This window comes from Rossellomorea sp. RS05 (assembly GCF_039822645.1).
In the GTDB taxonomy this organism is placed as follows: Bacteria; Bacillota; Bacilli; order Bacillales; family Bacillaceae_B; genus Rossellomorea; species Rossellomorea marisflavi_B.
Genome location: NZ_JBDKWY010000006.1, coordinates 37,822 through 61,412 on the forward strand (window position 1 = coordinate 37,822; position 23,591 = coordinate 61,412).

The following is a 23,591-nucleotide window of genomic DNA, read 5'->3' on the forward strand; positions in this document are numbered from 1 at the left end:
TGAATAGGGAAAACCTAACCATCAGGAGGTGTTTGGAAGATGAAGAACATCATCTTTTGTCTATGTAGCGGTGTGGTCCTCTTTACAGCGGGCTGTGGGGTGAATCAGGAATCCGGATTTGGAACGAACGAAGATCAAAACGGTACCCGATTCGTGAACAACCACAAGAATGGGCTGAAACAATCTGATCGTAACGTCCAGGATATGTCGAATGGGAATCCGAACTTTCCCAACCTGTCCAGTCAGCCGGGTGCTACGTCATCATCCATGGGTCAGTATGTCGATAAAGCGCGTCAAGTGGTGGCGGATGAGTCATCCTTCGAACCGGATGAAGTATGGATCAACGGCGATCAGATGTGGGTCACGGCCCACACCCGGAAGCGGATGGGCCATTCGGAATTGGATAAAAACGAAGCCATGCTCAAAGAGGAGCTTGAGAGGGCGCTGCCCCGTTTTCATATGAACGTCAAGATCACGGAACAATAGCCTATTTCGACAAGCAGGAGCAGGTCCTGCTTGTCTTCTTCCAATTGTGAACCATCTTGTGTTTACCTAATCGGTATAATATAATTAGACTGTTATGGACTAAAATTGAGGTGAATAGCTGTGTATGATCGTTTACAAGCAGTGGAAGATCGCTATGACAAGCTGAACGAATTGCTGAGTGATCCGGAAATTGTGAATGACCCTAAGAAGCTAAGAGAATATTCAAAAGAACAATCTGATATCCAGGCAACAGTGGAAGCTTATCGTGAATATAAAGAATTGAATCAACAGTACAAGGACGCCAAAGCCATGCTCGAGGACAAATTGGACGCCGATATGCGAGAAATGGTGAAGGAAGAAGTATCGGAACTCGAGGAGCAGATCACAGCCCTTGAAGAGCGCCTTAAGATCCTCCTCATCCCTAAAGACCCGAATGATGACAAGAACGTTATCATGGAGGTAAGGGGTGCAGCAGGTGGAGATGAAGCCGCACTATTTGCAGGTGATCTTTATCGCATGTACAGCCGTTTCGCTGAAAGCCAGGGCTGGAAGATCGAAGTGATGGAAGCGAATTCCACCGGTGTGGGCGGATACAAGGAGATCATCTTCATGATCAATGGGAATGGCGCTTATTCCAAAATGAAGTATGAGAACGGAGCCCATCGTGTACAGCGCGTACCTGAAACGGAATCAGGGGGCAGGATCCATACGTCCACAGCCACCGTCGCGTGCCTGCCGGAAGCAGAAGAAGTCGAAGTCGATATCCATGATAAAGATATCCGCGTCGATACCTTTGCATCCAGCGGACCTGGAGGGCAGAGTGTCAACACGACCATGTCGGCCGTGCGCCTGACTCACTTGCCAACCGGTGTCGTTGTATCCTGTCAGGATGAAAAGTCCCAGATCAAGAACAAAGAAAAGGCCATGAAGGTCCTGCGCGCACGTGTGTATGATAAATTCCAGCGCGAAGCACAGGCTGAATATGATGCCACACGTAAGTCCGCAGTCGGTACGGGAGACCGATCGGAGCGTATCCGTACGTACAATTTCCCTCAAAACCGCGTAACCGATCACCGCATCGGCTTGACGATCCAGAAGCTCGATCAGATCCTGGAAGGCAAGATGGATGATGTGATCGATGCCCTGATCATTGAAGACCAATCCAAGCTTCTTGAACGGATGGAAGAAGTCTGATGCCGTCGGTATTCGAAGCCCTGAGATGGGCTTCTTCTTTTTTAAAGGAGCACGGACGGGATGAGAATGCGGGCGAGCTCTATCTCCGTCATCTGTTGGATATGTCACGGGCAAGGCTGTTTGCTGAGCAGAAAACGGTCTTGGAAGACTCATTATGGGAGGAGTTCCGGAGTGGCATGGATGCCCACGTATCCGGGATTCCGATCCAGCATTTGATTGGTAGCGAGGAATTCTATGGACGTTCTTTCACGGTGAACCGTCACGTGTTGATCCCGCGGCCTGAGACCGAAGAGCTTGTGTATTACAGCCTTGAGCGGATGAAAAGGCTGTTCAACGGCTCCCATACCATTCAGGCCGCCGATATCGGAACGGGGAGCGGTGCCATCGCGATTTCCCTTGCTCTTGAGCACGATGGAGATGTGAACGTAAGGGCAGTGGATGTTTCAGCGGATGCCCTGGAGGTGGCCAAAGGAAATGCAGAGCGCCTGGAGGCGGATGTGACATTCTATCATGGTGACCTGCTTCAGCCGTTGATGGAAGAAGGAGTCGCCCTCGACGTGTTGCTTTCGAACCCTCCATATATCCCCCTTTCCGACCGTGAAACATTGTCGGAGGTGGTAGTGGATCATGAACCGTCCCTGGCCCTTTTTGGTGGAGAAGACGGATATGACCTGTATCGCCGGTTCATGGAAGGCTTGCCTCGCATCATGAACGAACGATTCCTCATCGGCTTCGAGGTCGGTGCTGGACAAGGAGAGACAGTGGCTGAAATGCTTACACAAGCATTTCCACGATCGTCCGTTGAAGTCGTCATGGACATCAACGGAAAGGACCGGATGGTTTTCTGTGAGCAAGCATAGCAAGCGTCCCTGTCTTCTGAGAAGGCAGGGGCGCTTTTGTTTTAGCCAGCTGATAGATTGAAAGACTGGTAGTATCTGACCTGTAAGCGGAAAGAAAAGAAAAAATCATTTTACTAGTTTAAGATGTCCCCACCTTGTCCACAATGTGACTAAGGGAAGGTGGAGAGAAACATGAAAACAAAACAATTGGTATTAAGCTACTTACTCATTCTATCAGTAGGCACGATCTTGAGTTTATATATTCCGAAGCAAGAAGCCGTAACAAGTGCGCAGGAAACCGTCATGATCCCGGAGGATGCGATCAGGCTAAGGATTTTGGCCAATAGCGACCGGGATGAAGATCAAAACGTCAAGCGTCTCGTCCGCGATGAGGTCAACAAGGAGATCACCAGCTGGGTATCCGAGCTTCAGGATAAGGAAGAAGCCAAGAGCGTCATCAAGGAAAGACTACCGCAATTGAAGGAAATCGCCCAGGACGTGTTGAAGGAAGAAGGAGTAAGCCAGAGTGTAGCCATCGAATTCGGTAAGGTCGATTTTCCGACCAAGCTTTACGGTCAGTTCCTCTATCCTGCAGGTGAATATGAAGCCGTCCTGATCACCCTCGGCAAAGGAGAAGGAGCGAACTGGTGGTGCGTCCTGTATCCGCCCCTATGCTTCCTGGATTTCTCTACTGGGAATGCCGTCAGCAGCCAAGGATTTGAAACGAAAGTGGAAGCGAGCGGAAAGGAAGTCACAACAGCGGATGACCGTGTGATGGCAGACCCAGAAGTAAAGCAAGATACAATGCCTGAAGCGGACGCTCAATCAGATGAGCAGGAAGACTCTCCTACAAGTGAACCAGAGGAAAAGGCAACACCGAATGGCGAAAAAGATGCCATCGTGGAAGAACCAGCCGTCAAAGCGGAGAAGCCCCTAACCGAGGAAATTCAATCGGATGATGCACAGGTGAACGTATCTGATGCAGAGGAAACTCAGAATCAACCGGTATTTGCCGAAGAGGAGGAAGTCGAAGTCCGTTTCTTCATCGTCGATATGGTCAAAGGATTATTCCAATAAGCCTGAAGAGAGCCGATATGGCTCTCTTTTTATGTTCTACTTTCTCTAGCTACTCATACACTTACAGTAAGGATGATAGAAAAGGGAGGACAATCACTATGTCGAAGACCATTCGTCAGGCTGTGATCGCCGACGCACTGCCGATCATTGCCTTTTTAAAGCAAGCGGACTTAAGCACGGAAGGCGTATACGGAAGCATCGACCGCTTCCTTGTCGTAGAGAATGAAGAAGGAGACATTATCGGTACATTGGGAATCGAGACCCGCGGTAAAGTGGGGCTGCTGCGTTCCCTCGTCGTCACGCCGTCATTCAGCACCGAAGAGTTATTTGCCCTTTTCCAGGAAAGCTTGAAACTCGCCAAAGAAAAGGAAATAGAACGGCTCTATCTCATCACGAACCGGCAGGCTTCCCTGCGCTTCTTTCACCTCCTAGGATTCAGTGAAAGTTCCTTCGTGGATGATTTAGCTGGATTCGTCCACGCGCAGAAGTTATCCACTGTGGATAACTGTATGGTCATGAAGCTGGATATGTGAAATTGTTCTTTATAATGAACTGAGACTAATAAGAGTTAAAGTAGGGACCGTTTTACCCCTGATGGGGCGACTTTCTAACCGCAAGAGAAAAAAATAATGACGAAACAATTGATGTTTTCAGAAATTATGCACACTCATCCACAGGGTTATCCACAGTCAATGGTCAATTGTTCACGGATTGTGGATAGCACTTGAGAAATTCACTTTTTTCTTTTATACTTTCAAAAGAGCAATCGCAAAGAAAGCTTATTTATGAAGGGTTTATCACCATCCAGTGAATAAGTGGCCGAGCGAATGAAAAAGGTGGATGAACACGATGATGAAAATTTGGAATGTGGAAAAAGATGTGGGTAACCAAAAAAGTTATCCACAGATTGTGGATGCGGCTGCCCATTTACGTAAAAATGAAACAGTAGCTTTTCCGACAGAGACCGTCTATGGCCTTGGAGCAAATGCTACCTCTGATGAAGCTGTGGAGAAAATCTTCCTTGCCAAGGGCAGGCCATCGGATAATCCACTCATTGTCCACATTGCGAACAAACAACAGCTGAATGAACTGGTCGAGGAGATCCCGGATAAGGCGCATCTGCTCATGGATGCATACTGGCCGGGTCCCCTCACCTTGATCTTTAAAAATAAACCAGGCGTTTTCTCTAAACGTGTAACCGCCGGTTTGGATTCAGTGGGAATCAGGATGCCTGACCATCCTGTTGCCCTTTCCCTTATCGAAGAAAGCGGACTTCCAATCGCTGCGCCGAGTGCCAACCGGTCCGGCAGGCCGAGTCCGACAACGGCCCATCATGTCATTGAAGATCTTGATGGGAAGATCGCCGGTGTCGTCGATGCTGGTGAAACGGGCGTCGGGGTGGAGTCGACGGTTGTGGATTGCACGTCGGCTATCCCTGTGGTCCTCCGTCCGGGAGGCGTCACGAGGGAGCAGCTTGAAGAAGTAGTGGGCCGGGTAGACGTGGATCCTTCATTGAAGGAAGGGAAAGGTGCGCCGAAGTCCCCGGGAATGAAGTATACCCATTATGCACCGGACGCCCCTGTCTACCTTGTAGAGGGAACCCGTGAAGACATCCAGAAGCTTGTTGATGCCAGGAGGCGGGAAGGATTGAGAGTGGGAGTCCTAACCACGGAGGAATCTGCTTCTCTTTATGAAGCCGAGGTCATCTTGACAGCGGGATCCAGGAGCGACCTGCTCAGCGTCGCTCATCATTTGTATGACACGCTGAGAGCGTTCAACAAATATGAACTTGATATCATTTATTCCGAAGTGTTCCCGGAAGAGGGCGTCGGTCTCGCGGTCATGAACCGTCTGCAAAAAGCAGCCGGCCACCGCATTCTCCGTCCTTGATGAGAAGATGATCCCGGTTTGTTCGAAATCCGGGATCATCTTTTTTCACTTCTGTTCATTTATGAGTTGAAACATTCTGACTAATCACGTATACTTCAAAATAACAACGTTGTTATTTTAAGGAGGATGGCATGATGACACGATTCATCAAAGCAAGTGATCAAAAAGGCTACCAGGATATCTTCGGAGAAGACTATGAACATCTCGAATTCCTTTCATTCGGAAAGCTCCAACTTGATGAAGGAGAGGAATTTTCAGGGCAGACAGGCGACTATGAGCATGCTCTTGTCATATTGACCGGTAAGGCTAGCATTGGGGCAGACGGAGAAGAATGGACAGATCTCGGCGGTCGTTCTTCCGTGTTTGAAGGCCAGGCGACGACCGTGTATGTGCCGATTCAGTCTTCTTTCAGCGTGAAGGCGGAATCAGACGTCAAGATTGCCGTCTGCAAGGTGAAGGCCGAAAATAAATTTGCACCGTTCGTCGTCGGTCCGGATCAAGTCACGGTTCATAAGCGCGGGGAAAAGCAGTGGAACAGGACCGTCTATGACATTCTTGCTGACAATGCAGATGGCAAGGTAGACCGCATCGTCCTCGGGGAAACGATCAATGATGAAGGTCAGTGGTCAGGTTATCCACCTCACAAACATGACGGGGAATTCGCTCCCGAAGAACCGAATCTCGAAGAAATCTATCATTATCAGGTTGATCCCGAACAAGGCTTCGGTGTCCAGCACCACTATACAAAAGACGGATCCATCGACACCGCCTATCCGATTCGCCACGGGGACAGCTTTGCCATTGATGTAGGCTACCATCCCGTCGGAAGCGCCGGCGGTTATAGAGTGTATTACCTATGGTTCATGGCCGGAGAAACCGGACGCAAGCTCAATCCATATGAAGACCCAGATCATAAATGGCTTCACGACAAATAAGATCCAACGGTTCTGCACCGAAATGTGCAGGGCCTTTTTTCACGAAAATCACGAAAAGAATGGAAGTGGCCAAATGAATTTGTTTCAACAGAAAGTGAAAGCGCTCAGGAAGGCTCTCGCAGAAAGCCATACAAAAGCGGTCCTCCTCACACAGCAAAAAAATGTATCATGGCTGACAGGTGGGAGGAGTCATGTCAACCCGGCAACAGAAAGGGCAGTGGCCTCCATCCTCCTGACAGGGGAAGACGTTACCTTGTTTGTGAACAATATAGAGAGCAAGAGACTGATCGAGGAGGAGTTCGGCTCACATTTCGATGACGTTCGGGAGTTTCCCTGGTATGAGCCCCTTTCCATGGAGGGCTATACGACAGATCAGGAGCTGGAGGGAATCCTGCAGCCCCTGCGGACCACCGTCCTTCCTGGTGAGAAGGAAGAGGTGAAAACGTTCGGGAAAGAAACGGGTGCGGCCACCGAGAGTACAGCCTTCCATCTTACAAGGGGGATGACAGAGTTCGAAGTGGCCGGACTCATGGCGAAAGCCTGCTGGGAAAGGGGGATAGAACCGGTGGTGAACCTGGTGGCTGCAGATCGCCGGGTGTTTACAAGAAGGCATCCACTGCCGACGAATACAGGGATTGACGAGTACGTTATGCTTGTCCTGTGTGGCCGAAGGAATGGAAGGTTCATGTCTGTCTCGCGCTTGGTCCATTTCGGCAGTCCGGGCGGAGATCTCACGAGGAGACATGAAGCTGTCACCACCATTGATGCGCGCATGATCAATGCCACCCGTCCCGGTGTTGATTACGCGCATCTTTTCAGCGAAATGAAACAAGCTTATGAAGATACAGGATTTCCTGATGAATGGACGTTCCATCATCAGGGTGGATTAAGCGGATTCGCTTCCCGTGAGCAGCTCCTTCTTCCCGGACTTTCCGCAAAACATGTGAAAAATGATCAGATTTATGCTTGGAACCCAAGTATAGCAGGAGTAAAATCAGAAGATACCATTCTAGTGGAAGATGAACCAAAGATTCTCACTTTCACGGGTGACTTCCCTGTGGAAACGGTTCAGCTGGATGGAGCACAACAAGAGCGGCCCGCCATCCTGGTGAGGCGCAGACTTTAGAAAGAAGGGGTAAAGTGGACCAATCCACACGATTCACCTATGGGAAACTTGCAGCATTCTTCATTCCGCTCGGCTTTTCCGCGAGCTTGACGTCTCTCACACACATCATTATCAATGGCACGCTGAGCAGGGGGGAGAATGCGGCGTTCATTATTGCCTGCTACGCCGTGGCCCTTTCGCTATTCGGTATCGTAGAACGGCCGATCATTGTGTTCCGGCAGACGTGCTCGACCCTTGTGAAGGACCGTCCTGGATTTAAGAAATTAAATATGTTCATGCTTATTGTGATTGCCCTGCTTGCAGGATTCAGTCTGCTATTGGCTTATACCTCTGTAGGGGATTGGGTATATGTGACCCTTTTTAATGCCGATCTCAATATGGTCTCGACCATTTCGGACACGTTTAAAGTAATCTTCCTTGTTATCATATTTTCCGGGATAAGAGGAATCTATCAGGGGATCATTATTAGTCAGCTTGAAACCAAGTGGCTTTCGATCATGGTCGTTGTTCGGCTGTTCCTCATGTTTTTGGCCGCCTATTTGTTTGTTGCATTTGATCATGTAACGAGTATGGCGGGTGCCATGATCTTTCTCATCGGTATGATGGTGGAATGTGCCATCAGTGTTTGGAAGGGAAACGGTCTTTTGAAAACCTATTACCCCGCAAAAGGTCCGGGTCTGACTATTAAGGAGATCTCGCAATTCTACACACCCCTTGTCTTCTATTTCGTCATTCAGACCTTTTTGATCCCGATTATTTATATCTTCCTTTCTCAGTCTCAAAATATTGAAATGAGTATCGCTTCCTTTGCCCTTGCCTATAGTATCGTGAACTTACTCTTAAGCTTTTTTATGTACACGCATCAGCTCGTTCTGCAGCTGTATGATAAGAACAAGAAAAAGGTGATCAGATTTTTCTCCTTTGTGAGCCTATTGCCTTCTTTTCTTCTGATCATTCTCTGCTATACGCCGATTGGAGATGTCTTCATGAGCTCGGTGATGGGGGCGGATCCAGAACTATCCAAGACTACACTCTATGTCATGCAGTTCTTTCTCTTCAAAACGCTTGTTTTCCCTTGGGTGGACTTTTTGAATGGCTTCCTGATGCTGAAGCGGTTGACGAAGAAAATGCTCATGGCTCAGGTGATGAATATCGTGGCTGCTGTTGTATGTCTCACCCTGCTTGTTTATATGGTTCCGCAGTGGAATGGTACAAACGGGGCCATTGCCGTTTCGATTGGGGAATTGGTCGGTCTTTTCGCTGTGATATATATTGTCCGTAAAGCATCAGGGGCCCTGGGCGAAGAGGCTGGTCTTAAGAAGGAAGCTTGAGGGCTTTCTTCTTTTTGGGTTTTTGAAGGAGACCGTTCCTCTTGGCTTCCATGTACTCTTTGATTTTCGATAGGAATCGTGGTGGGGTGGACTGGTATCGAAATTCATCTCATTTAGAATGGACCGGTGAATTTTATTAGAGAAGTAGTGGGTGTAGGCCTTGCCTCCCTCTGGGGAACACTAGAATTCTTTTAGAAAAGTGAGAGTTGGGAAGAGATCGTTCCTTTCCGCTACAGGCGCTTGCTTTCCAGCGGGGAGGGCGGTGAGCCTCCTCGTGCCTGCGGGGTCTCCCCGCACCTCCTTTTCCGAGGGAGTCAAGCGCCTTCCGCTTCAATGCACTCTTTGGTTTTGAATGAGAGAGCGGTAAGGTAGACCGGTTTCAAAAAACAATTTGTAGAATGATGCCCGGTTCCTTTTTCGCTTCAATGACCTCCTTGCTTCTGGATGAAAGGTTGATAGGGAACCCCCTTGTCAAACCCTTCTGAGTAGAACGTGCAATCCAGTCTAAAGACAACTTTTGTGCAACCCGGTCATTTTAATCTAGCCCTTTTAGTATTACTAATTAATCAAAACTCTACTTTCAGCATCAAAGAGTGAAGTGAAGCGGAGGGTGGCGGACTCCTGCGGAAAAGGCAGGTAGGTGAGACCCTGCAGACGTAGCCGAAGCGGCTCACCACCGGCCCCGCGGAAAGCGGCCACCCGCAGCGAAACGGAACGCTCCCCATATTATCTCACTCAAAGCAAATACATGGGTGAACCATGAGATTTGAACACCATTCTTTCGTCTCCTAAATCATCGTAATCCTAGCAAGCTAGCAGATCCGCCCAAAAAAGTAAGCGTTCTCACGATCAGGAAGCGATGATATAATAGACGGAAACGATCGGAGGAGCCAGGGCATGCAGATCAAACCTATATTCCGAAACTTGAAAATCCGCAACAAAATATTTGCAGTCTCCCTCCTCCTCCTCACCATATTCGGCCTCTTGGGAATCATCAGCTACCAATTCTTCACCAGCATGTACGAAGACAGGATCTCGGAGGAATCGGCTGCCATGCTCCAACTTTCCTCCACCGTCCTCGACGAAGAACTGGCAGGCGTTGAAGATCTATCCTTCCAGGTCATCACGGACGACCAGGTCCAGAAAGATCTCCGCATCATCCAGGATAGCGACGTCAATATTGACATCTATCAGGCGAAAGTCCGCCTTCAGGAACGGCTCCTTTACTTTGCCACCTCAGAACCCTACATCGCCGCCATCCAGGTCATCGACAGTACAGGCTCAAAATACACGTACGGATTCAATACCAAGGTAGAACTTGATAAGAAAGAAATTCTCCCCATCGTCGCTGCCTCCAAAGGGTCCAATGTATGGTCGAAGAATAAAGAAGAGGAAAACATCATTTCCTCTGCGCGTCTCATCCGTTCAAAGGAGAATCTCGAGCTCAAGAAAATGGGCTATTTGATCATATCCGTTGATATGAACAAACTGATCGAGGAAGCCCTTAATTTTTCCCCGAACAAAAACTTCATCATCACCAATGGGGATGAGATCTTCTATCAGAATCCGGATAGTGAAATCGGGCCCATCCGAACGCCAGATGAGGAAAAAGGGAACGGGTATGAGAATGAGCGCGTCAATGGAAAAGATTATATGACCACCTATGTGCATTCGCGCTTTTCCGATCTTACCTATTATCATTTCCTTCCGTTCAGTGATATCACCCAGCAGAATGCCGTCGTGAAGAGTATCATGATCTTCACCTTCATCTCCATGTTCATCCTCTCCATCATCGTAAGCAGGAAGGCGGCAGAATTCATCTCGAAGCCACTCGAGAATTTGTCGAGGAATATGAAAGAAGTGCAATCGGGGAACTTTGAACACGGCCTTGAGCGGACAGAGACAGAAAATGAAGACGAGATCGGTCTCCTTCACTCCAACTTCCGCATCATGATCGATAAGATCAATGAGCTGATCAAGGAAAACTATACAAAGCAGCTTATGATCAAAGAAACCGAGTATAAGGCGCTGCAGGCGCAGATCAATCCACATTTCCTCTACAACACCCTTGATTCCATCAACTGGATGGCGAGGATCAGCCAACAAAAGAAGATTTCCGTCATGGTGGAGGCCCTGGGTAATATGATGAGAAATATCATCAGTAAGAAAGAAGCCCTTGTGACCCTGAAGGATGAGATGGAAATCGTGAAGCATTACGTCACCATCCAGGAATATCGGTTTGAAAATCGATTGAAATTCTCATCCCACAGCTTATTGGATTTGGAGAGCCACTTGATCCCGAAGCTCAGTATCCAGCCAATCGTCGAAAATGCCATGGCCCATGGTCTCGAGGAGATGACCTCCCAGTGCGAAATCAATGTTTATATATATCCGAAGGGCAGGGAGATCGAGATCGTTGTCGAGGATAACGGTCCGGGGATGAGCGAGGAACGCATCCAGGCGATCTACAGGGGAGAGATCCACTCCAAAAGCTCAGGCATAGGACTGAAGAATATCATTGAACGGATCAAGCTCATGTTCGGTGAGGAATACGGGGTCAGGATCGAGTCGACCCCGGGTGTCGGGACAAAAGTGAAGATCATCATACCTTATAGCGGAGGTGAAGGACATGTATAGCGTGTTGATTGCAGATGATGAGCTGAATATCCTGGAGGGGATCGCAGCCCTCGTGCGCTGGGGAGAGTGCGGAACGGAATTGACGTACAAGGCGCATAATGGGGTGATGGCCTACGAGTGGATCCGGGAAAACCCCGTCGATATCGTCATTACTGATATCAAGATGCCAGGGATGAACGGGGTGGAGCTCATCCAGAAGGTTCACGCTATCCATCCCCATATCCGGTTCATCGTCCTCTCGGGTTATGATGAGTTTGAATATGCAAAAGGGGTCATGGAGTATAACGTCAAGCATTATCTTCTGAAGCCGAGCAACGAAGAGAAGATAGAGGAGGCCCTTCAACAAATCGTAGAGGGGCTTGATGAAGAAAAGCAGAAGCAGGAGGTCTATCAGGAAATCCAGCAAAGTCTGTACAGGGTCCTTCCCATCGCTAAGGAACAGTTCCTCAAGGATTACCTTACGGGAAAGACCTATTGGCCGGAAGACTGGGAGCACTACGGGAAGCTCTTTGATCTCAGGGAAGAGACGTACCGGATTCTTGTATTCCATCTTGATGATGATCATGACATCGATGAGCGCTTCGTTTTGAAGGAAGCACTGACGAACGAGCTGTTGAAGCATCACCACATCATCCTGTCCACTATCACCGGAGAGCGCATCCTGCTCCTCATTGAAGGAGAAGCCGCCGGAGAACGGGAGCTCATCGAACATATCAAGGAGTTCAGGAAAGAGTATTCCACATATTATCGTAAAACGTTTACCACGGCTTTAAGTGAACCGAGCACGCCGGAAGGACTGAAAGAAGCATACGGGGAGACGATCTCCTGCTTGTCCCAAAGTTTTTATCTGGGGAATAACAGTATCCTGACGACAAGGGACGTAAGGGATGAGGCCGTCAGCAATGATACCCTCCTTTTTGATCACGATGAGTTCCTCTATATGCTGAAAAGTGGAAACGTGGAAGAGGCCGAGTGCCATCTGAGGCATTTTTTTATCGAGATCGACGAGAAGCGCTATCCCGTCAATGTATTGAAATCCCACTGCATTGAGCTGTTCATGCTCATGATTCGTCAGTCACAAAGGATGGATGATCTCCTCAAAGACGTGATGATCGTCAGCAACCTGGATTCCTTCGAAGAATTGAGGAGTTTCATCGAAAATGCAGCACGTGACATTGCAGGCGAGCGGTTTCAGCGGAATAAGGTCTCACAGAGCAGCATCATCCAGCGCATGATGGACTACGTGGATGAGCATCTATCTGATCCCGACCTCTCCCTCTCTCAGGTGGCCAACGACGTCCTCTATATGAACTCAGACTATATCGGCAAGCTGTTCAAAAAGGAAAAAGGAGAGAAATTCTCCAACTACCTGTTGGATAAAAGAATCCAAAAAGCGGTAGACCTCATGGAACGCAGCGGGGAGATCAAGGTCTTCGAAGTCGCCGAGGCGGTGGGCTTCGGTAATAACCCGAGGTATTTCGGACAGGTGTTCAAGAAGTATGTCGGGGTGACACCAAAGGAGTATTTAAACAGGGAACAGGTTTGATTATGAAGAGAGGGGGGTGATCCATTTGAGGTTGCCTCCTTTTTACATGAAAAATTACTTTGACACATAGAGTAATAAATCGTAAAATTACTCTATGAGATATACCAATGTAAAGGAGCTTCTATAGTAGAACCCTTTTCTGAACGGAGTGAACGATCATTCGAAGCGACAGTATCCGGGGTCATCTGGACTCCATCATCCTGCGTCTGATCTTTGAAGAGGATCAGTATGGATATGAAATTTCAAAGCAGATCAGCGAACGGACCGACGATCGCTTCCAGATCAAGGAGGCGACCCTGTATGCGGTCTTCCAGCGCCTCGAGAAAAAAGACCTCATTGAATCCTATTTCGGTGATGTCTCTCATGGAGGAAAGCGGAAATATTACCGCATCACCACATTGGGCAGGGCCTATTTAAGGGAAGCGGCAGCAGAATGGAAGCAGACGAAAGAAATCATAGATGTGTTCATGGAGGGGTTAAATTGAGGAAGATTCAGCATCATGTAGAGGACTTGTTTGACGATGTGCCCTACAGTGAGAGAACAGAAGCGTTGAAACTGGAAATCATCCAGAACCTTGAGGAAAAGGTCTATGACCTGATGGCAGAGGGCAAGGAAGAAGAAGATGCCATCAACAAAGCCATCGTCGATTTCGGCGATATCAAGGATCTGAAGCGGGAGCTCGGTGTAGGGGAGACCCTGCCCACAGCCAAAAAGGATATGACGAAGATCAATCTCGGCTTTTCCATTTGGGGAAGCGCCTTGATCATCGCCCTCTTCGTGTTCATCAATTTCTACTATACCCCGAAGACCATCTGGTTCGTCTATCCGACATTTGCCATCCTTTGGTGGCCACTCTCCATGTATTATTACAGGCTGAGGAAAAAAGGTGGGCGTAAATGAAAAAGCAGCATATCGCGTATGCCAGTGGGGGAGGTGCGCTCATCGTCATCTTCCTGACGTTGACGAACATCTTTGTACTCCGGCATCCCGACCTCACCTGGACCCTTTACCCGGCATACGCCATGATCCTCTGGCCCGTCTCTGTTTTTTTTACCCGAAAAGGGAGATACAAGGTGTTTTCGTACCTCGTCAGCTTCATCCTTGTCCTGTATCTGGTCATCGAGAACATGAGGACCACGCCTCATTATCCGTGGGCCCTTTATGCCGTTTTCCCCATCATCGGCTGGTCCGTCTTTACCGTACTCGGCAGATGGGCAAGGACCTATGCAGCCTCGTGGATCGGCAGCGCCGTCGCCATCCTGTACTATACGGGACTCAACCTGTTCCTCGAACCGGCCCATCCATGGGCCGTCTACCCGGCCTTCGTCTTCCTATGGTGGCCATTGTCCATGTACTATGCAAAAACGAAGAGGCACCTCGAATTCTCCATCATCGCCTCCATCTACATCAGTGCATTCTTCATCACCGTCAACACCATCACCACCCCCCACGAAATCTGGGCCATCTACCCAATCTTCGCCATCACCTGGTGGCCGCTCAGCATGTACTTTTACTATTATAAGAGGAATGTTGAGTGATGGATCAAGAGGTATAAAATAGTGCTTATTTTAGGCTCCATTGTAGAGGTCTATTCTCTATCAATGGGGTTTTTTTATAGGCACGATACGATTGATCCTTCAGAGTGGATTGGAGCGGAAGGCACTTGACTCCTGCGGGAAGGAGGAAAGCTCGAGACCCCGGAAGCGCAGCTGAGGAGGCTCGACTTCCTCCCCGCGGAAAGCAAGTGCCTGTAGCGGAAAGGAACGGACCGCTTTAGGGATCGATCCCTACAAGTTCGCGGAAATCAACAGCGGTATTAGGTAGTAGAAAAACGTCCCAAGGAAAAAACAAAGTCTGTTTTTTATACAAAGATATCTGAAAATTTTATTTAATCAATTATCCTAATCCATTAAGATAAAACAAGACATAAGAAAACGCTTTCAATATAAAGGGAGGTTCAAAGGGATGAGATGGAAACCGAAAGTAATGAAAACCATGGCACTTGGATTGGTGTTGACGACGTTCCTCGCAGGATGTTCATCTTCAACAGGGAGTTCTTCAGACAGCAAGGACGGCAAGACGAAGGACGGCAAAGTAGAACTGAGAATGACATGGTGGGGCTCTCAAAGCCGTCATGACCAGACACAGGAGATCATCAAGAAATTCGAAGAAGAAAATCCGGATATCAAGATCACTTCTGAATTCACAGGCTTTGACGGATACTTCGAGAAGATGGCCGCTCAGGCAGCCGGGAACAACCTGCCTGATATCATGCAGCAGAACTTCGGGGAGTATCTCAATCAGTACGCCGATAAGAACCTTCTCGCAGACCTCTCTGAATATGTGGAAGACGGCACCATCAACGTAGATGGCGTAAGCGACATCATCATGGATTCCGGGAAGCAGGGAGATAAGGTTCTTGGAATTCCGACAGGGACCAACGCCCTCACCGCATTCTACAATGTCGACATGCTGAAGGAAGTCGGAGTAGAGAACTTGGATGGCAACTGGTCTTGGGATGAGTATATGGATATCGCTAAAAAAGTCCATGAAAAGACCGGTGAATTTGGAACCAGACTCATGGAACCTAAGAACCTATTCGAATATTATTTGAGGGAAAAAGGTCAGAAGCTCTTCAGCGAAGACGGAACGGCTCTTGGCTATAAAGATGATAAGCTGCTGAGCGATTACTTTGAAATGAACAAGAAGATGGTCGACGAGGGAGTAGCACCTGGTTACGACACAATCCAACAGATCAAAGGGGTGGAAGATGAGCTCATCGTTCACGGCAAAGCGCCATTTGATTTCCGTTGGTCCAACCAGGCTACGGCCCTTGACAGTGCAAGTGAACAGGAGCTTGCCATGACCCTTCTGCCGGGTGACAACAACAGGGAAGGGATGTTCTTGAAACCTGCCATGCTCTGGTCAGTCAGTGAAAACTCCAAGCATAAGGAAGAGGCAGCGCGCTTCATCGACTTCTTTACGAATAATATTGAAGTGTATGAAATCGGTGGTTCCGACCGTGGAGTGCCGATCAAAGAAGAGATCCGTAATGAAATGGCCAGTACACTGAGCGAGACGGACAAAAAAGTATTCGATTATATCGAAATGGTGACCGACAACAGTTCTCCGATCGATTCCAACTATCCTCAACAGGCGTCAGAAGTACTAGGTGCCCTGCAGGAAGTGGATGAGCTTGTCATGTACGGTCAGCTGTCACCAAAAGACGGAGCAAAAGAATTCCGCAAGAAAGCAGAAAGCATCCTGGGCAGGTAAGCTTATCCCCATAGCATTTGTTACGGCCCGGCGAACCTGACCGGGCCGCCATTATTCCATCATATTGAAGAAAGGGGTGGACCTTCGTGCTGCCGAATAAATCAGATGATCCGATTCCGGTACTGAGAGAGACTGCCGTTGATCCAAAGCCTATCACCGAATTGAAGCCCACCGGTCCGAAACGGAAGAAAAAATCCGACTATCAGAATGTGACAGGATACTTGTTCATTTCGCCATTCCTTCTTGGGTTCTTCCTATTGACCTTATATCCTATCCTCTATTCACTGTATCTATCATTTACAGACTATGATCTGATGAGTGAGCCGAACTGGATCGGCCTTGACAACTACGTACGGATGTTCACAGGGGATGAAACGTTCTGGCAATCGTTCAAAGTCACCCTCATGTACGCAGGTGTCGCCGTTCCGTTCCGACTCATCTTCGCCCTCCTTGTAGCACTCGCCCTCAATAAGGTGGTCGAAATGGCGGGATTGTATCGTACTCTCCTCTACCTTCCATCCGTCGTCGGTGGAAGCATCGCGGTTTCGATCATGTGGAGGCAGCTTTTCGGGAACGACGGGGCATTCAACTCCATCCTTGCCCTTCTCGGAATTCCGACCCATTCATGGCTAGGTGATCCGAAGACGGCGATCTGGACGCTGATCGTCCTGTACGGATGGCAGTTCGGTTCTTCCATGCTGATCTTCCTTGCAGGGCTGCGGAACATCCCGAAAACCTATTATGAAGCATCAAGTGTGGACGGGGCTTCTCCGATCAAGCAGTTCTTCATCATCACCCTGCCGCTTCTGACACCGGTCATCCTGTTCAATATGATCATGCAGATCATCCAGGGCTTCATGGCCTTCACGCCGAGCTTCGTCGTCACCAACGGCGGTCCGGTGAACAGTACGCTCTTGTACGTCCTGTATATGTATAGAAGGGCATTTGAATACTTCGATATGGGGTATGCATCCGCCATGGCTTGGTTCATGCTCATCATCATCGCCGTCCTGACAGGTCTGATCTTCAAAACATCCAAGCACTGGGTTCACTATGAATCCGATAACAAATAGGGAAGGAGGAAGCGCATATGCAGAATAAGAAACGCACGTTCAAAATCGTCCAGCACACGCTGTTGATTGTGTTCACCCTCATCATGATCTATCCCCTCGTCTGGATGGTCAGCAGCTCATTGAAAGAGAGCTCCAGCGTTTTCGTCAACGCCTATTCACTGATACCTGATGAACTCCATTTTGAGAACTATATCACAGGGTGGGAAGGGTTCGCCGGTATCACTTTCAAGACCTTCTTCATCAACTCGGCCATCATTGCCGTCGTCGCCACGGTGGGAAGCATCATATCCTCCACGATCATTGCCTATGGATTTGCACGGATCAAGTTCAGGGGTAAAAGCATCTGGTTCATCTGTATGATGCTTACCATGATGCTGCCGTTCGAGATGGTCATGATCCCGCAGTATATCATGTTCAACAAATTCGGCTGGATCGATACGTATCTGCCGCTCATCCTCCCGACCTTCTTCGGGATCCCGTTCTTCATCTTCCTGATCATGCAGTTCATCCGGACCATCCCGGTGGAGCTTGATGAGGCAGCGAAGATCGACGGATGCAGCACGTTCGGTATCTTCTTCAGGGTCATTGTGCCACTTGTCGTACCGGCCATGATGACTTCAGCCATCTTCTCCTTCTATTGGAGATGGGATGATTTCATGGGTCCGCTCATTTACTTGTCCACCCCGGAGAAGTATCCGGTATCCCTTGCCCTGAAGCTATTCTCTGACCCGAACTCCGTCACCAACTGGGGAGCGATGTTCGCCATGTCGACGCTCAGTATCATTCCGATCTTCGTCATTTTCTTCTTCTTCCAACGTTACATCGTGGATGGAATCAGTACGAGCGGATTGAAAGGATAATATGAAAAAACTTTAAACGGGAGTGAACGTGGAATGGAAACAGCACTCAATCGGAAGAATGAATTGACATCACCGCTTGCATGGGGGAAGGCAGCCTGTGAATCCCTCATGTCAGCCTACAAGGCGAGTGAACTGCCGCCTGACGGAAAATGGCATTATCATCAGGGAGTATTCTTGGTGAGCATGCTCCAGCTTCGGGAAAAGATAGGGGGAGATGCGTTCTTTGATTATGTGAAGGAATATGTCGATCACAATATCGATGAGAACGGAAACTTCCTCTGGAGCCGCAGGGAATTGGATGCCATCCAGGCTGGCCTCCTTCTCTTCACCCTTGACCGGGAAACGGATGACCCGAGATATAAAATCGCCGCTACGAAACTATTGAATATGTTCCCGACACTCAACCGCACGTCTGACGGGGGCTACTGGCATAAAGACCGCTACCCTTACCAGATGTGGCTGGACGGCCTCTATATGGGCGGTGTGTTCGCCATGAACTATGGGAAGGAATATGGTGATCCATCCCTCCTCGAAATGGTCCTTGAACAGGAGCGTCTCATGAGGAAGCACACGCTTGATGAGAAGACCGGTCTTTACCATCATGCATGGGATGAACAGAAGGTGCAGCCATGGGCAGACCCCGAAACGGGCAGATCGCCTGAATTCTGGGGGAGGGCCATCGGATGGTACGGGATCACCTTTAACGAAATCCTCGATTTCCTCCCGGAAGGACATCATGCGACAGAAGAAATCTCAGGTGCCCTCAGGGATCTTTCCAAAAGTCTGATTTCCTATCAGCATCCTGAAAAGCATCTGTGGTATCAGGTGGTCGACAAAGCCGATGATCCGAAAAACTGGATCGAAACGTCCTGCTCGGCTCTTTTCATCTACACGATTGCAAGAGCCGTGAAATCAGGCGTCCTTGATGAAAGCTACAAAGAGTTTGCCATCAAAGGATACCGCGCCCTTGTGAAGCGGATGAAATTTGACGAGAACGGTCTCTTCATCATGCCGGAAATCTGCATCGGCACCGGGGTGGGGGACTACACACACTACGTGGAACGGCCGGTCATTGAAAATGATCTTCATGGCGTCGGCTCTTTCGTGCTTTGCAGTCTTGAAATGCAGGATATCCTTCCAGAGCTATAGAATGGAATAATGAACAAAGGGGAGGAATGCATAATGAAGAAATATGCCGTATGCGGCGTAAGTAACCGGGCAATCACCATGTTCATCCAGCCAATGCTGAACAACTTCACCCAGCAGGCAAGACTTGTAGCCTTGCTGGATAAAGATCCGAAGCGGTTTGCCGTATGTAAACAGGACCATCCGTCCACCCAGGGAGTACCTGAGTATAAGGAAGATGAGTTCGAACGGATGGTGGAAGAAACGAGACCTGACGTCATCATTGTCGCAGGCCGCGATGACACTCATATCACGTATATTGAGAAAGCGCTTAATCATGATCTTGATGTAATTTCAGAAAAGCCGATGACCACAAACGCCGCCGACAGCCGCAGGGTAATGGAGGCGGAGAAAAAGAGCAAGGGAAAGGTCACAGTCACCTTTAATTACCGGTACAGCCCGTATCACACCAAGATCAAGGAGACTATCCTGTCCGGGAAGCTCGGGCGGATCACGTCCGTCGACTTGAATTGGTATATCGATACGTATCACGGATCGAGTTATTTCCAACGCTGGAACCGTAACCGGGATCATTCCGGGGGACTGTCCATCCACAAGTCAAGTCACCACTTCGACCTCATCAACTGGTGGCTCGACCAGAAACCGGTGGAAGTCTTTGCGTACGGAGATCTGAACTACTACGGGAATGAGAGTGAATACAATCCTGACCAGGTCGACGGGCGTCACTGCCATACCTGCGAGGTGAAGCGGGATTGCTCCTACTATTCCAGATGGAACTCCAGGAGCAACAGCATCACGGTAGAAGACGACCATATCACTTCTGACGAGAAGCGAAAGGAAACGTATACCGGATACCGTCCCGATCAATGCATCTTCGATTCGGAGATTGCCATTGAAGATACGTATACCGCCACCGTCAAGTATGACAGGGGAAGCCTTTTAAGCTATTCCATCAATTTCTCCCTGCCATACGAAGGATATCGACTGGCCATCAACGGAACAAAGGGCCGTCTGGAAACAACGGAATTCCATGCGCCGTCCAGGGTGCCCTTCCCCGTTCCGGAACAGACCATTGACTATTTTCCGCTCTTCGGATCGAAGGAAGTGATCCATGTCGTGAAGAATCAGGGCGGCCACGGCGGGGGAGATCCCCTGATCCAGGAAGATCTTTTCCTCGGGGAAGATCCGCTCCGCCCGTATAAGATCCTATCTGGAAGCGAGGACGGTGCCTATGCGGTCATGACGGGTGAGGCAGTATGGAGATCCGTCAAGGAGCACCGTCCCGTCACGATTGAAGAACTGATGAAGAAAGAACCGATGCACCAATAATGGAACGGAAAAGAGGGATACCATGGAAATGGGACGATTGATCAATGGGGTGTTGAACTTCTGCAGATGGATCACGCACTTTGCCATCTTGAACCTGCTCTGGATCGGCTGTACCCTCCTTGGAGGAGTGGTTTTCGGGATAGGTCCGAGTACAGTGGCGATGTATGCCGTCACCCGTAAAGCGGTCATGGGGGTAGAAGACCTTCCGCTCATCAGGAGCTTTTGGCGTACCTACAGGAAAGAATTCTTCCGTGCCAACGGACTGTTCTTTTCATTGGCGGGCTTCGCACTGCTCTGGTACGTCGACCTTCACTTCTTCCGTCAGATGGAAGGGACGATCTATACAATCATCCAGTACCTGCTCATGCTCATGGGATTCGTCCTGATCATCCTGCTCACGTATATTCTACCGGTCTATGTCCATTACGACCTGAAGTTCTTCCAGACCTTCAAGCAGGCGCTGTTCATCGGTTTCCTACAGCCGGGGAATCTCGTACTCATGATCATTGCGACACTGTCGACCTATTACTTTTTCATCTCATTTCCCGGTTTCATCCCGCTTTTCGGGTTCACATTATTCGTTCATTTGAATATGTGGCTTGCGTATAAAGGCTTCAGTGCAATAGACGATATTAAGTTTAAAAACGAGATTATCCACAGTTGATAGAAAAAAGGATGCTAGCTTGCTAGCATCCTTTTTAAATGCCAAAAGTAATTTGATAGTCTATCATTTCGAGAAAAAATGAAAGATTTTATAGGCTGCTGCATAGAAATGAAATAGGAAGATCAAGAAAAATGAGAACAGGAAAAATGAAACATAGTTTTTTTATGGCTACATAGATTATAATATAAAACGTAATTATTACGATTTGTAAAAAGGGGGGAGAAAAGGTGGGTACACTCAAAACAATCGGACAAGATCTGACTGGACTTTTGTTGTTTGTCGGTCTCGTTATCCTATTCCTTGCCGGTGAGTTCATAGAAATTCCGTCAAGTCTCCTGTCTTCCGGGTTGGCGAATGTCACGACGATCTTCCTTAGCATCCTATTGGAAGCCATCCCGTTCATTCTGATCGGTGTATTTGCTTCGGCTCTGATCCAGGTATTCGTATCGGAGAAGACATTGCAAAGGCTGATACCGAAGCGATTCCCGTACCTGGCCATCTTCCCGGCCGCCATAGTCGGGGCCATCCTTCCGGTTTGTGAGTGTGCCATTGTGCCGGTGGCGAGAAGGCTGATGCGAAAAGGTGTCCCGCCCCATCTGGCCCTTGTCATCATGGTGACGGCCCCGATTTTGAATCCGATTGTGTTTGCTTCGACCTATTATGCATTCCAGCCGGACTGGACGATCGTGTGGGGGAGGATGGTGATCGGTTTCGTGGCTGCCGTAGTGATCGGCGGGGCTTGGTACCGGTTATTCAACAATAGGGATCCTCTGCTGAAAGGAACCGGGCCTCACCAACATCATCATGAGCAAGGAAGCAAACTCATGCTGACGTTGACCCATGCGAGTGATGAATTCTTCGATATGGGAAAATTTCTGATCATCGGTGCCCTTGTGGCAGCCATTTTTCAAACGTTCTTAGATCGTGAGCTGCTGGTGGGGATCGGGTCACACGCCCTGATCGGTCCTGCCGTGATGATGATCTTCGCTTATGTAATTTCTCTTTGTTCGGAAGCAGACGCGTTTGTCGCATCCTCTTTCGGCAGCTTGTTCACCGCTTCATCGCTTTTGGCTTTCCTTGTTTATGGGCCGATGATCGACTTTAAGAACACGTTACTGATGCTGTCGTATTTCAAGAAGAGATATGTCGTGGCGTTCATTCTCATTGTCACCGTCGTGGTCTATGCATGTGCCATGCTGATTGGAATCTTGACGTGAAGGAGGGGGAACCATGAAATCGACCCAACAGTTCCATACATACATCCGTGGGGTGATATTGATCGGCTATGCCTTGCTCCTATTGAAGCTGCTTCTGACATTCAACCTTCAAAACTTCGTCGCACCGAAGATGCATGGGTATTTATATTTTGCGTTAGGCGTCTTCTTCCTTCTGGGTGCGGTTCAAATCATCCGGGGAACCTCAGGATTCCATGCCAAGGGTCAATGCGGCTGTGAAGCCCATGAGGTGCCAAGGGGGTTGGTGCGCCCCTTCGTGGTGAACTCACTGTTTGTTCTCCCGTTGGTCACAGGTTTCCTGCTTCCCGATCAACTTCTGGATGGGTCCGTGGCTGCCAAGCGAGGAGTGAAGGTCGGGAATGGGTTATTCACGTTGACTCCTCATAAAGGAGAAAGATCGAGTGGAAAAGCGGTCGAAGCGGTCCACGGAGGAGAAGCGAGTTTGGATCCCGTCGGGACGTTTCCCCTGGAGAAAGATTATGAGAAATTGAAAGACGTGATCAAACAGAAGGAAAAAATCATTGTAAGGGATGAACAATATATACAGACGCTCAGCGTCGTCGATGAACAGCTCGACTCCTCGATAGGGAAAGAGATCCAGCTTACGGGCTTCATTTACAAGGACGAAGGATTTTCAAAGAATGAAGTGGTCATATCACGTTTCACGGTGACGTGCTGTGTCGCGGATGCTTCAGTTTACGGGATCCTTTCAAGAAGTGAGGATCTCGCAGCCCTCGAACCCGACACATGGGTGCAAGTGAGCGGGATCTTGGATAAGGCAGAATTCAATGGGATGGCGATGCCTGTCATCAAGCATCCCGTCTTTAAAAAGGTGGAACCGCCTGAAAACCCGTATGTGGAAGAATTTTATATCAAAGTCGAATGATGGTATCCCGACCTTGATGGGAGGTCGGGGTATCAAATGACTTATAAATCGTAATTATTA

22 protein-coding genes are annotated in these 23,591 nt (G+C 48.8%); all 22 read left to right on the plus strand.

Annotation, left to right across the window (positions count from 1 at the left end; genetic code table 11):
- Positions 1 to 39 precede the first annotated feature (39 nt).
- The 22 genes from ABJ225_RS15225 (at position 40) to ABJ225_RS15330 (ending at position 23,531) form a co-directional block, all read left to right on the plus strand.
- On the plus strand, positions 40 to 486 hold the full coding sequence (locus tag ABJ225_RS15225; protein ID WP_053429660.1) for a hypothetical protein: 447 nt from the start codon (positions 40 to 42) through the stop codon (positions 484 to 486).
- Positions 487 to 606: 120 nt separating this feature from the next.
- Positions 607 to 1,680, plus strand: a complete 1,074-nt coding sequence (gene prfA / locus ABJ225_RS15230) for a peptide chain release factor 1 (protein WP_053429659.1) — start codon at positions 607 to 609, stop codon at positions 1,678 to 1,680.
- The gene (gene prmC / locus ABJ225_RS15235) at positions 1,680 to 2,540 is read left to right on the plus strand and encodes a peptide chain release factor N(5)-glutamine methyltransferase (RefSeq protein ID WP_218247371.1); all 861 of its coding nucleotides are present in this window, start codon (positions 1,680 to 1,682) and stop codon (positions 2,538 to 2,540) included. The genes prfA and prmC overlap by 1 nt, the downstream gene beginning before the upstream one ends.
- A gap of 171 nt (positions 2,541 to 2,711) precedes the next feature.
- Positions 2,712 to 3,596, plus strand: coding sequence for a stage II sporulation protein R (spoIIR, locus tag ABJ225_RS15240; RefSeq protein ID WP_347320976.1), 885 nt, complete (start codon positions 2,712 to 2,714; stop codon positions 3,594 to 3,596).
- 98 nt (positions 3,597 to 3,694) lie between these two features.
- On the plus strand, positions 3,695 to 4,129 hold the full coding sequence (locus ABJ225_RS15245; RefSeq protein WP_056539220.1) for a GNAT family N-acetyltransferase: 435 nt from the start codon (positions 3,695 to 3,697) through the stop codon (positions 4,127 to 4,129).
- 307 nt (positions 4,130 to 4,436) lie between these two features.
- Entirely contained in the window at positions 4,437 to 5,486 is a 1,050-nt protein-coding gene (locus ABJ225_RS15250) for an L-threonylcarbamoyladenylate synthase (RefSeq protein WP_347320977.1), read from the plus strand.
- Positions 5,487 to 5,620: 134 nt separating this feature from the next.
- On the plus strand, positions 5,621 to 6,421 hold the full coding sequence (gene iolB / locus ABJ225_RS15255; RefSeq protein ID WP_218247374.1) for a 5-deoxy-glucuronate isomerase: 801 nt from the start codon (positions 5,621 to 5,623) through the stop codon (positions 6,419 to 6,421).
- A gap of 79 nt (positions 6,422 to 6,500) precedes the next feature.
- A complete protein-coding gene (locus tag ABJ225_RS15260; protein ID WP_347320978.1) occupies positions 6,501 to 7,547 on the plus strand; it encodes a M24 family metallopeptidase in 1,047 nt (348 codons plus the stop codon).
- A 14-nt stretch (positions 7,548 to 7,561) separates the two neighbouring features.
- The gene (locus ABJ225_RS15265) at positions 7,562 to 8,878 is read left to right on the plus strand and encodes a hypothetical protein (RefSeq protein ID WP_056539208.1); all 1,317 of its coding nucleotides are present in this window, start codon (positions 7,562 to 7,564) and stop codon (positions 8,876 to 8,878) included.
- Between the two features lie 897 nt (positions 8,879 to 9,775).
- Positions 9,776 to 11,515, plus strand: coding sequence for a sensor histidine kinase (locus ABJ225_RS15270; protein ID WP_079514257.1), 1,740 nt, complete (start codon positions 9,776 to 9,778; stop codon positions 11,513 to 11,515).
- Positions 11,508 to 13,061 (plus strand): response regulator, encoded by a 1,554-nt coding sequence (locus ABJ225_RS15275; protein WP_148985680.1) that lies wholly within the window; start codon positions 11,508 to 11,510, stop codon positions 13,059 to 13,061. Before ABJ225_RS15270 ends, ABJ225_RS15275 begins: the two co-directional genes overlap by 8 nt.
- Positions 13,062 to 13,216: 155 nt before the next feature.
- A complete protein-coding gene (locus ABJ225_RS15280) occupies positions 13,217 to 13,546 on the plus strand; it encodes a PadR family transcriptional regulator (RefSeq protein ID WP_053429650.1) in 330 nt (109 codons plus the stop codon).
- Positions 13,543 to 13,962, plus strand: coding sequence for a permease prefix domain 1-containing protein (locus ABJ225_RS15285; RefSeq protein WP_048004848.1), 420 nt, complete (start codon positions 13,543 to 13,545; stop codon positions 13,960 to 13,962). The genes ABJ225_RS15280 and ABJ225_RS15285 overlap by 4 nt, the downstream gene beginning before the upstream one ends.
- Entirely contained in the window at positions 13,959 to 14,600 is a 642-nt protein-coding gene (locus ABJ225_RS15290) for a hypothetical protein (protein ID WP_347320979.1), read from the plus strand. The genes ABJ225_RS15285 and ABJ225_RS15290 overlap by 4 nt, the downstream gene beginning before the upstream one ends.
- A 427-nt stretch (positions 14,601 to 15,027) precedes the next feature.
- Positions 15,028 to 16,338 (plus strand): ABC transporter substrate-binding protein, encoded by a 1,311-nt coding sequence (locus ABJ225_RS15295; RefSeq protein ID WP_056539198.1) that lies wholly within the window; start codon positions 15,028 to 15,030, stop codon positions 16,336 to 16,338.
- Positions 16,339 to 16,490: 152 nt separating this feature from the next.
- Positions 16,491 to 17,411 (plus strand): carbohydrate ABC transporter permease, encoded by a 921-nt coding sequence (locus ABJ225_RS15300; protein ID WP_142130386.1) that lies wholly within the window; start codon positions 16,491 to 16,493, stop codon positions 17,409 to 17,411.
- A 17-nt stretch (positions 17,412 to 17,428) separates the two neighbouring features.
- Entirely contained in the window at positions 17,429 to 18,271 is an 843-nt protein-coding gene (locus ABJ225_RS15305; RefSeq protein ID WP_048004850.1) for a carbohydrate ABC transporter permease, read from the plus strand.
- A 33-nt stretch (positions 18,272 to 18,304) separates the two neighbouring features.
- Positions 18,305 to 19,420 (plus strand): glycoside hydrolase family 88/105 protein, encoded by a 1,116-nt coding sequence (locus tag ABJ225_RS15310; protein ID WP_347320980.1) that lies wholly within the window; start codon positions 18,305 to 18,307, stop codon positions 19,418 to 19,420.
- 33 nt (positions 19,421 to 19,453) lie between these two features.
- Positions 19,454 to 20,746 carry a Gfo/Idh/MocA family protein gene (locus tag ABJ225_RS15315; protein WP_063191971.1) on the plus strand — a complete coding sequence of 431 codons (1,293 nt, stop codon included), beginning with the start codon at positions 19,454 to 19,456 and terminating at the stop codon, positions 20,744 to 20,746.
- Positions 20,747 to 20,774: 28 nt separating this feature from the next.
- The gene (locus ABJ225_RS15320) at positions 20,775 to 21,410 is read left to right on the plus strand and encodes a YesL family protein (protein ID WP_347320981.1); all 636 of its coding nucleotides are present in this window, start codon (positions 20,775 to 20,777) and stop codon (positions 21,408 to 21,410) included.
- Between the two features lie 227 nt (positions 21,411 to 21,637).
- Entirely contained in the window at positions 21,638 to 22,627 is a 990-nt protein-coding gene (locus ABJ225_RS15325; protein WP_063191970.1) for a permease, read from the plus strand.
- A gap of 13 nt (positions 22,628 to 22,640) precedes the next feature.
- Entirely contained in the window at positions 22,641 to 23,531 is an 891-nt protein-coding gene (locus tag ABJ225_RS15330; protein WP_347320982.1) for a TIGR03943 family putative permease subunit, read from the plus strand.
- The last annotated feature ends 60 nt before the right edge of the window (positions 23,532 to 23,591 follow it).

Bases quoted from the DNA above. Each gene is read 5' to 3' on its own strand.
- ABJ225_RS15330 (WP_347320982.1), top strand. From the start codon at position 22,641: ATGAAATCGACCCAACAGTTCCATACATACATCCGTGGGGTGATATTG.
- spoIIR (WP_347320976.1), top strand. From the start codon at position 2,712: ATGAAAACAAAACAATTGGTATTAAGCTACTTACTCATTCTATCAGTA.
- ABJ225_RS15275 (WP_148985680.1), top strand. From the start codon at position 11,508: ATGTATAGCGTGTTGATTGCAGATGATGAGCTGAATATCCTGGAGGGG.
- ABJ225_RS15245 (WP_056539220.1), top strand. From the start codon at position 3,695: ATGTCGAAGACCATTCGTCAGGCTGTGATCGCCGACGCACTGCCGATC.
- ABJ225_RS15270 (WP_079514257.1), top strand. From the start codon at position 9,776: ATGCAGATCAAACCTATATTCCGAAACTTGAAAATCCGCAACAAAATA.
- ABJ225_RS15290 (WP_347320979.1), top strand. From the start codon at position 13,959: ATGAAAAAGCAGCATATCGCGTATGCCAGTGGGGGAGGTGCGCTCATC.
- prmC (WP_218247371.1), top strand. From the start codon at position 1,680: ATGCCGTCGGTATTCGAAGCCCTGAGATGGGCTTCTTCTTTTTTAAAG.
- iolB (WP_218247374.1), top strand. From the start codon at position 5,621: ATGACACGATTCATCAAAGCAAGTGATCAAAAAGGCTACCAGGATATC.
- ABJ225_RS15250 (WP_347320977.1), top strand. From the start codon at position 4,437: ATGAACACGATGATGAAAATTTGGAATGTGGAAAAAGATGTGGGTAAC.
- ABJ225_RS15225 (WP_053429660.1), top strand. From the start codon at position 40: ATGAAGAACATCATCTTTTGTCTATGTAGCGGTGTGGTCCTCTTTACA.
- ABJ225_RS15315 (WP_063191971.1), top strand. From the start codon at position 19,454: ATGAAGAAATATGCCGTATGCGGCGTAAGTAACCGGGCAATCACCATG.
- ABJ225_RS15295 (WP_056539198.1), top strand. From the start codon at position 15,028: ATGAGATGGAAACCGAAAGTAATGAAAACCATGGCACTTGGATTGGTG.
- ABJ225_RS15320 (WP_347320981.1), top strand. From the start codon at position 20,775: ATGGGACGATTGATCAATGGGGTGTTGAACTTCTGCAGATGGATCACG.
- ABJ225_RS15310 (WP_347320980.1), top strand. From the start codon at position 18,305: ATGGAAACAGCACTCAATCGGAAGAATGAATTGACATCACCGCTTGCA.
- ABJ225_RS15305 (WP_048004850.1), top strand. From the start codon at position 17,429: ATGCAGAATAAGAAACGCACGTTCAAAATCGTCCAGCACACGCTGTTG.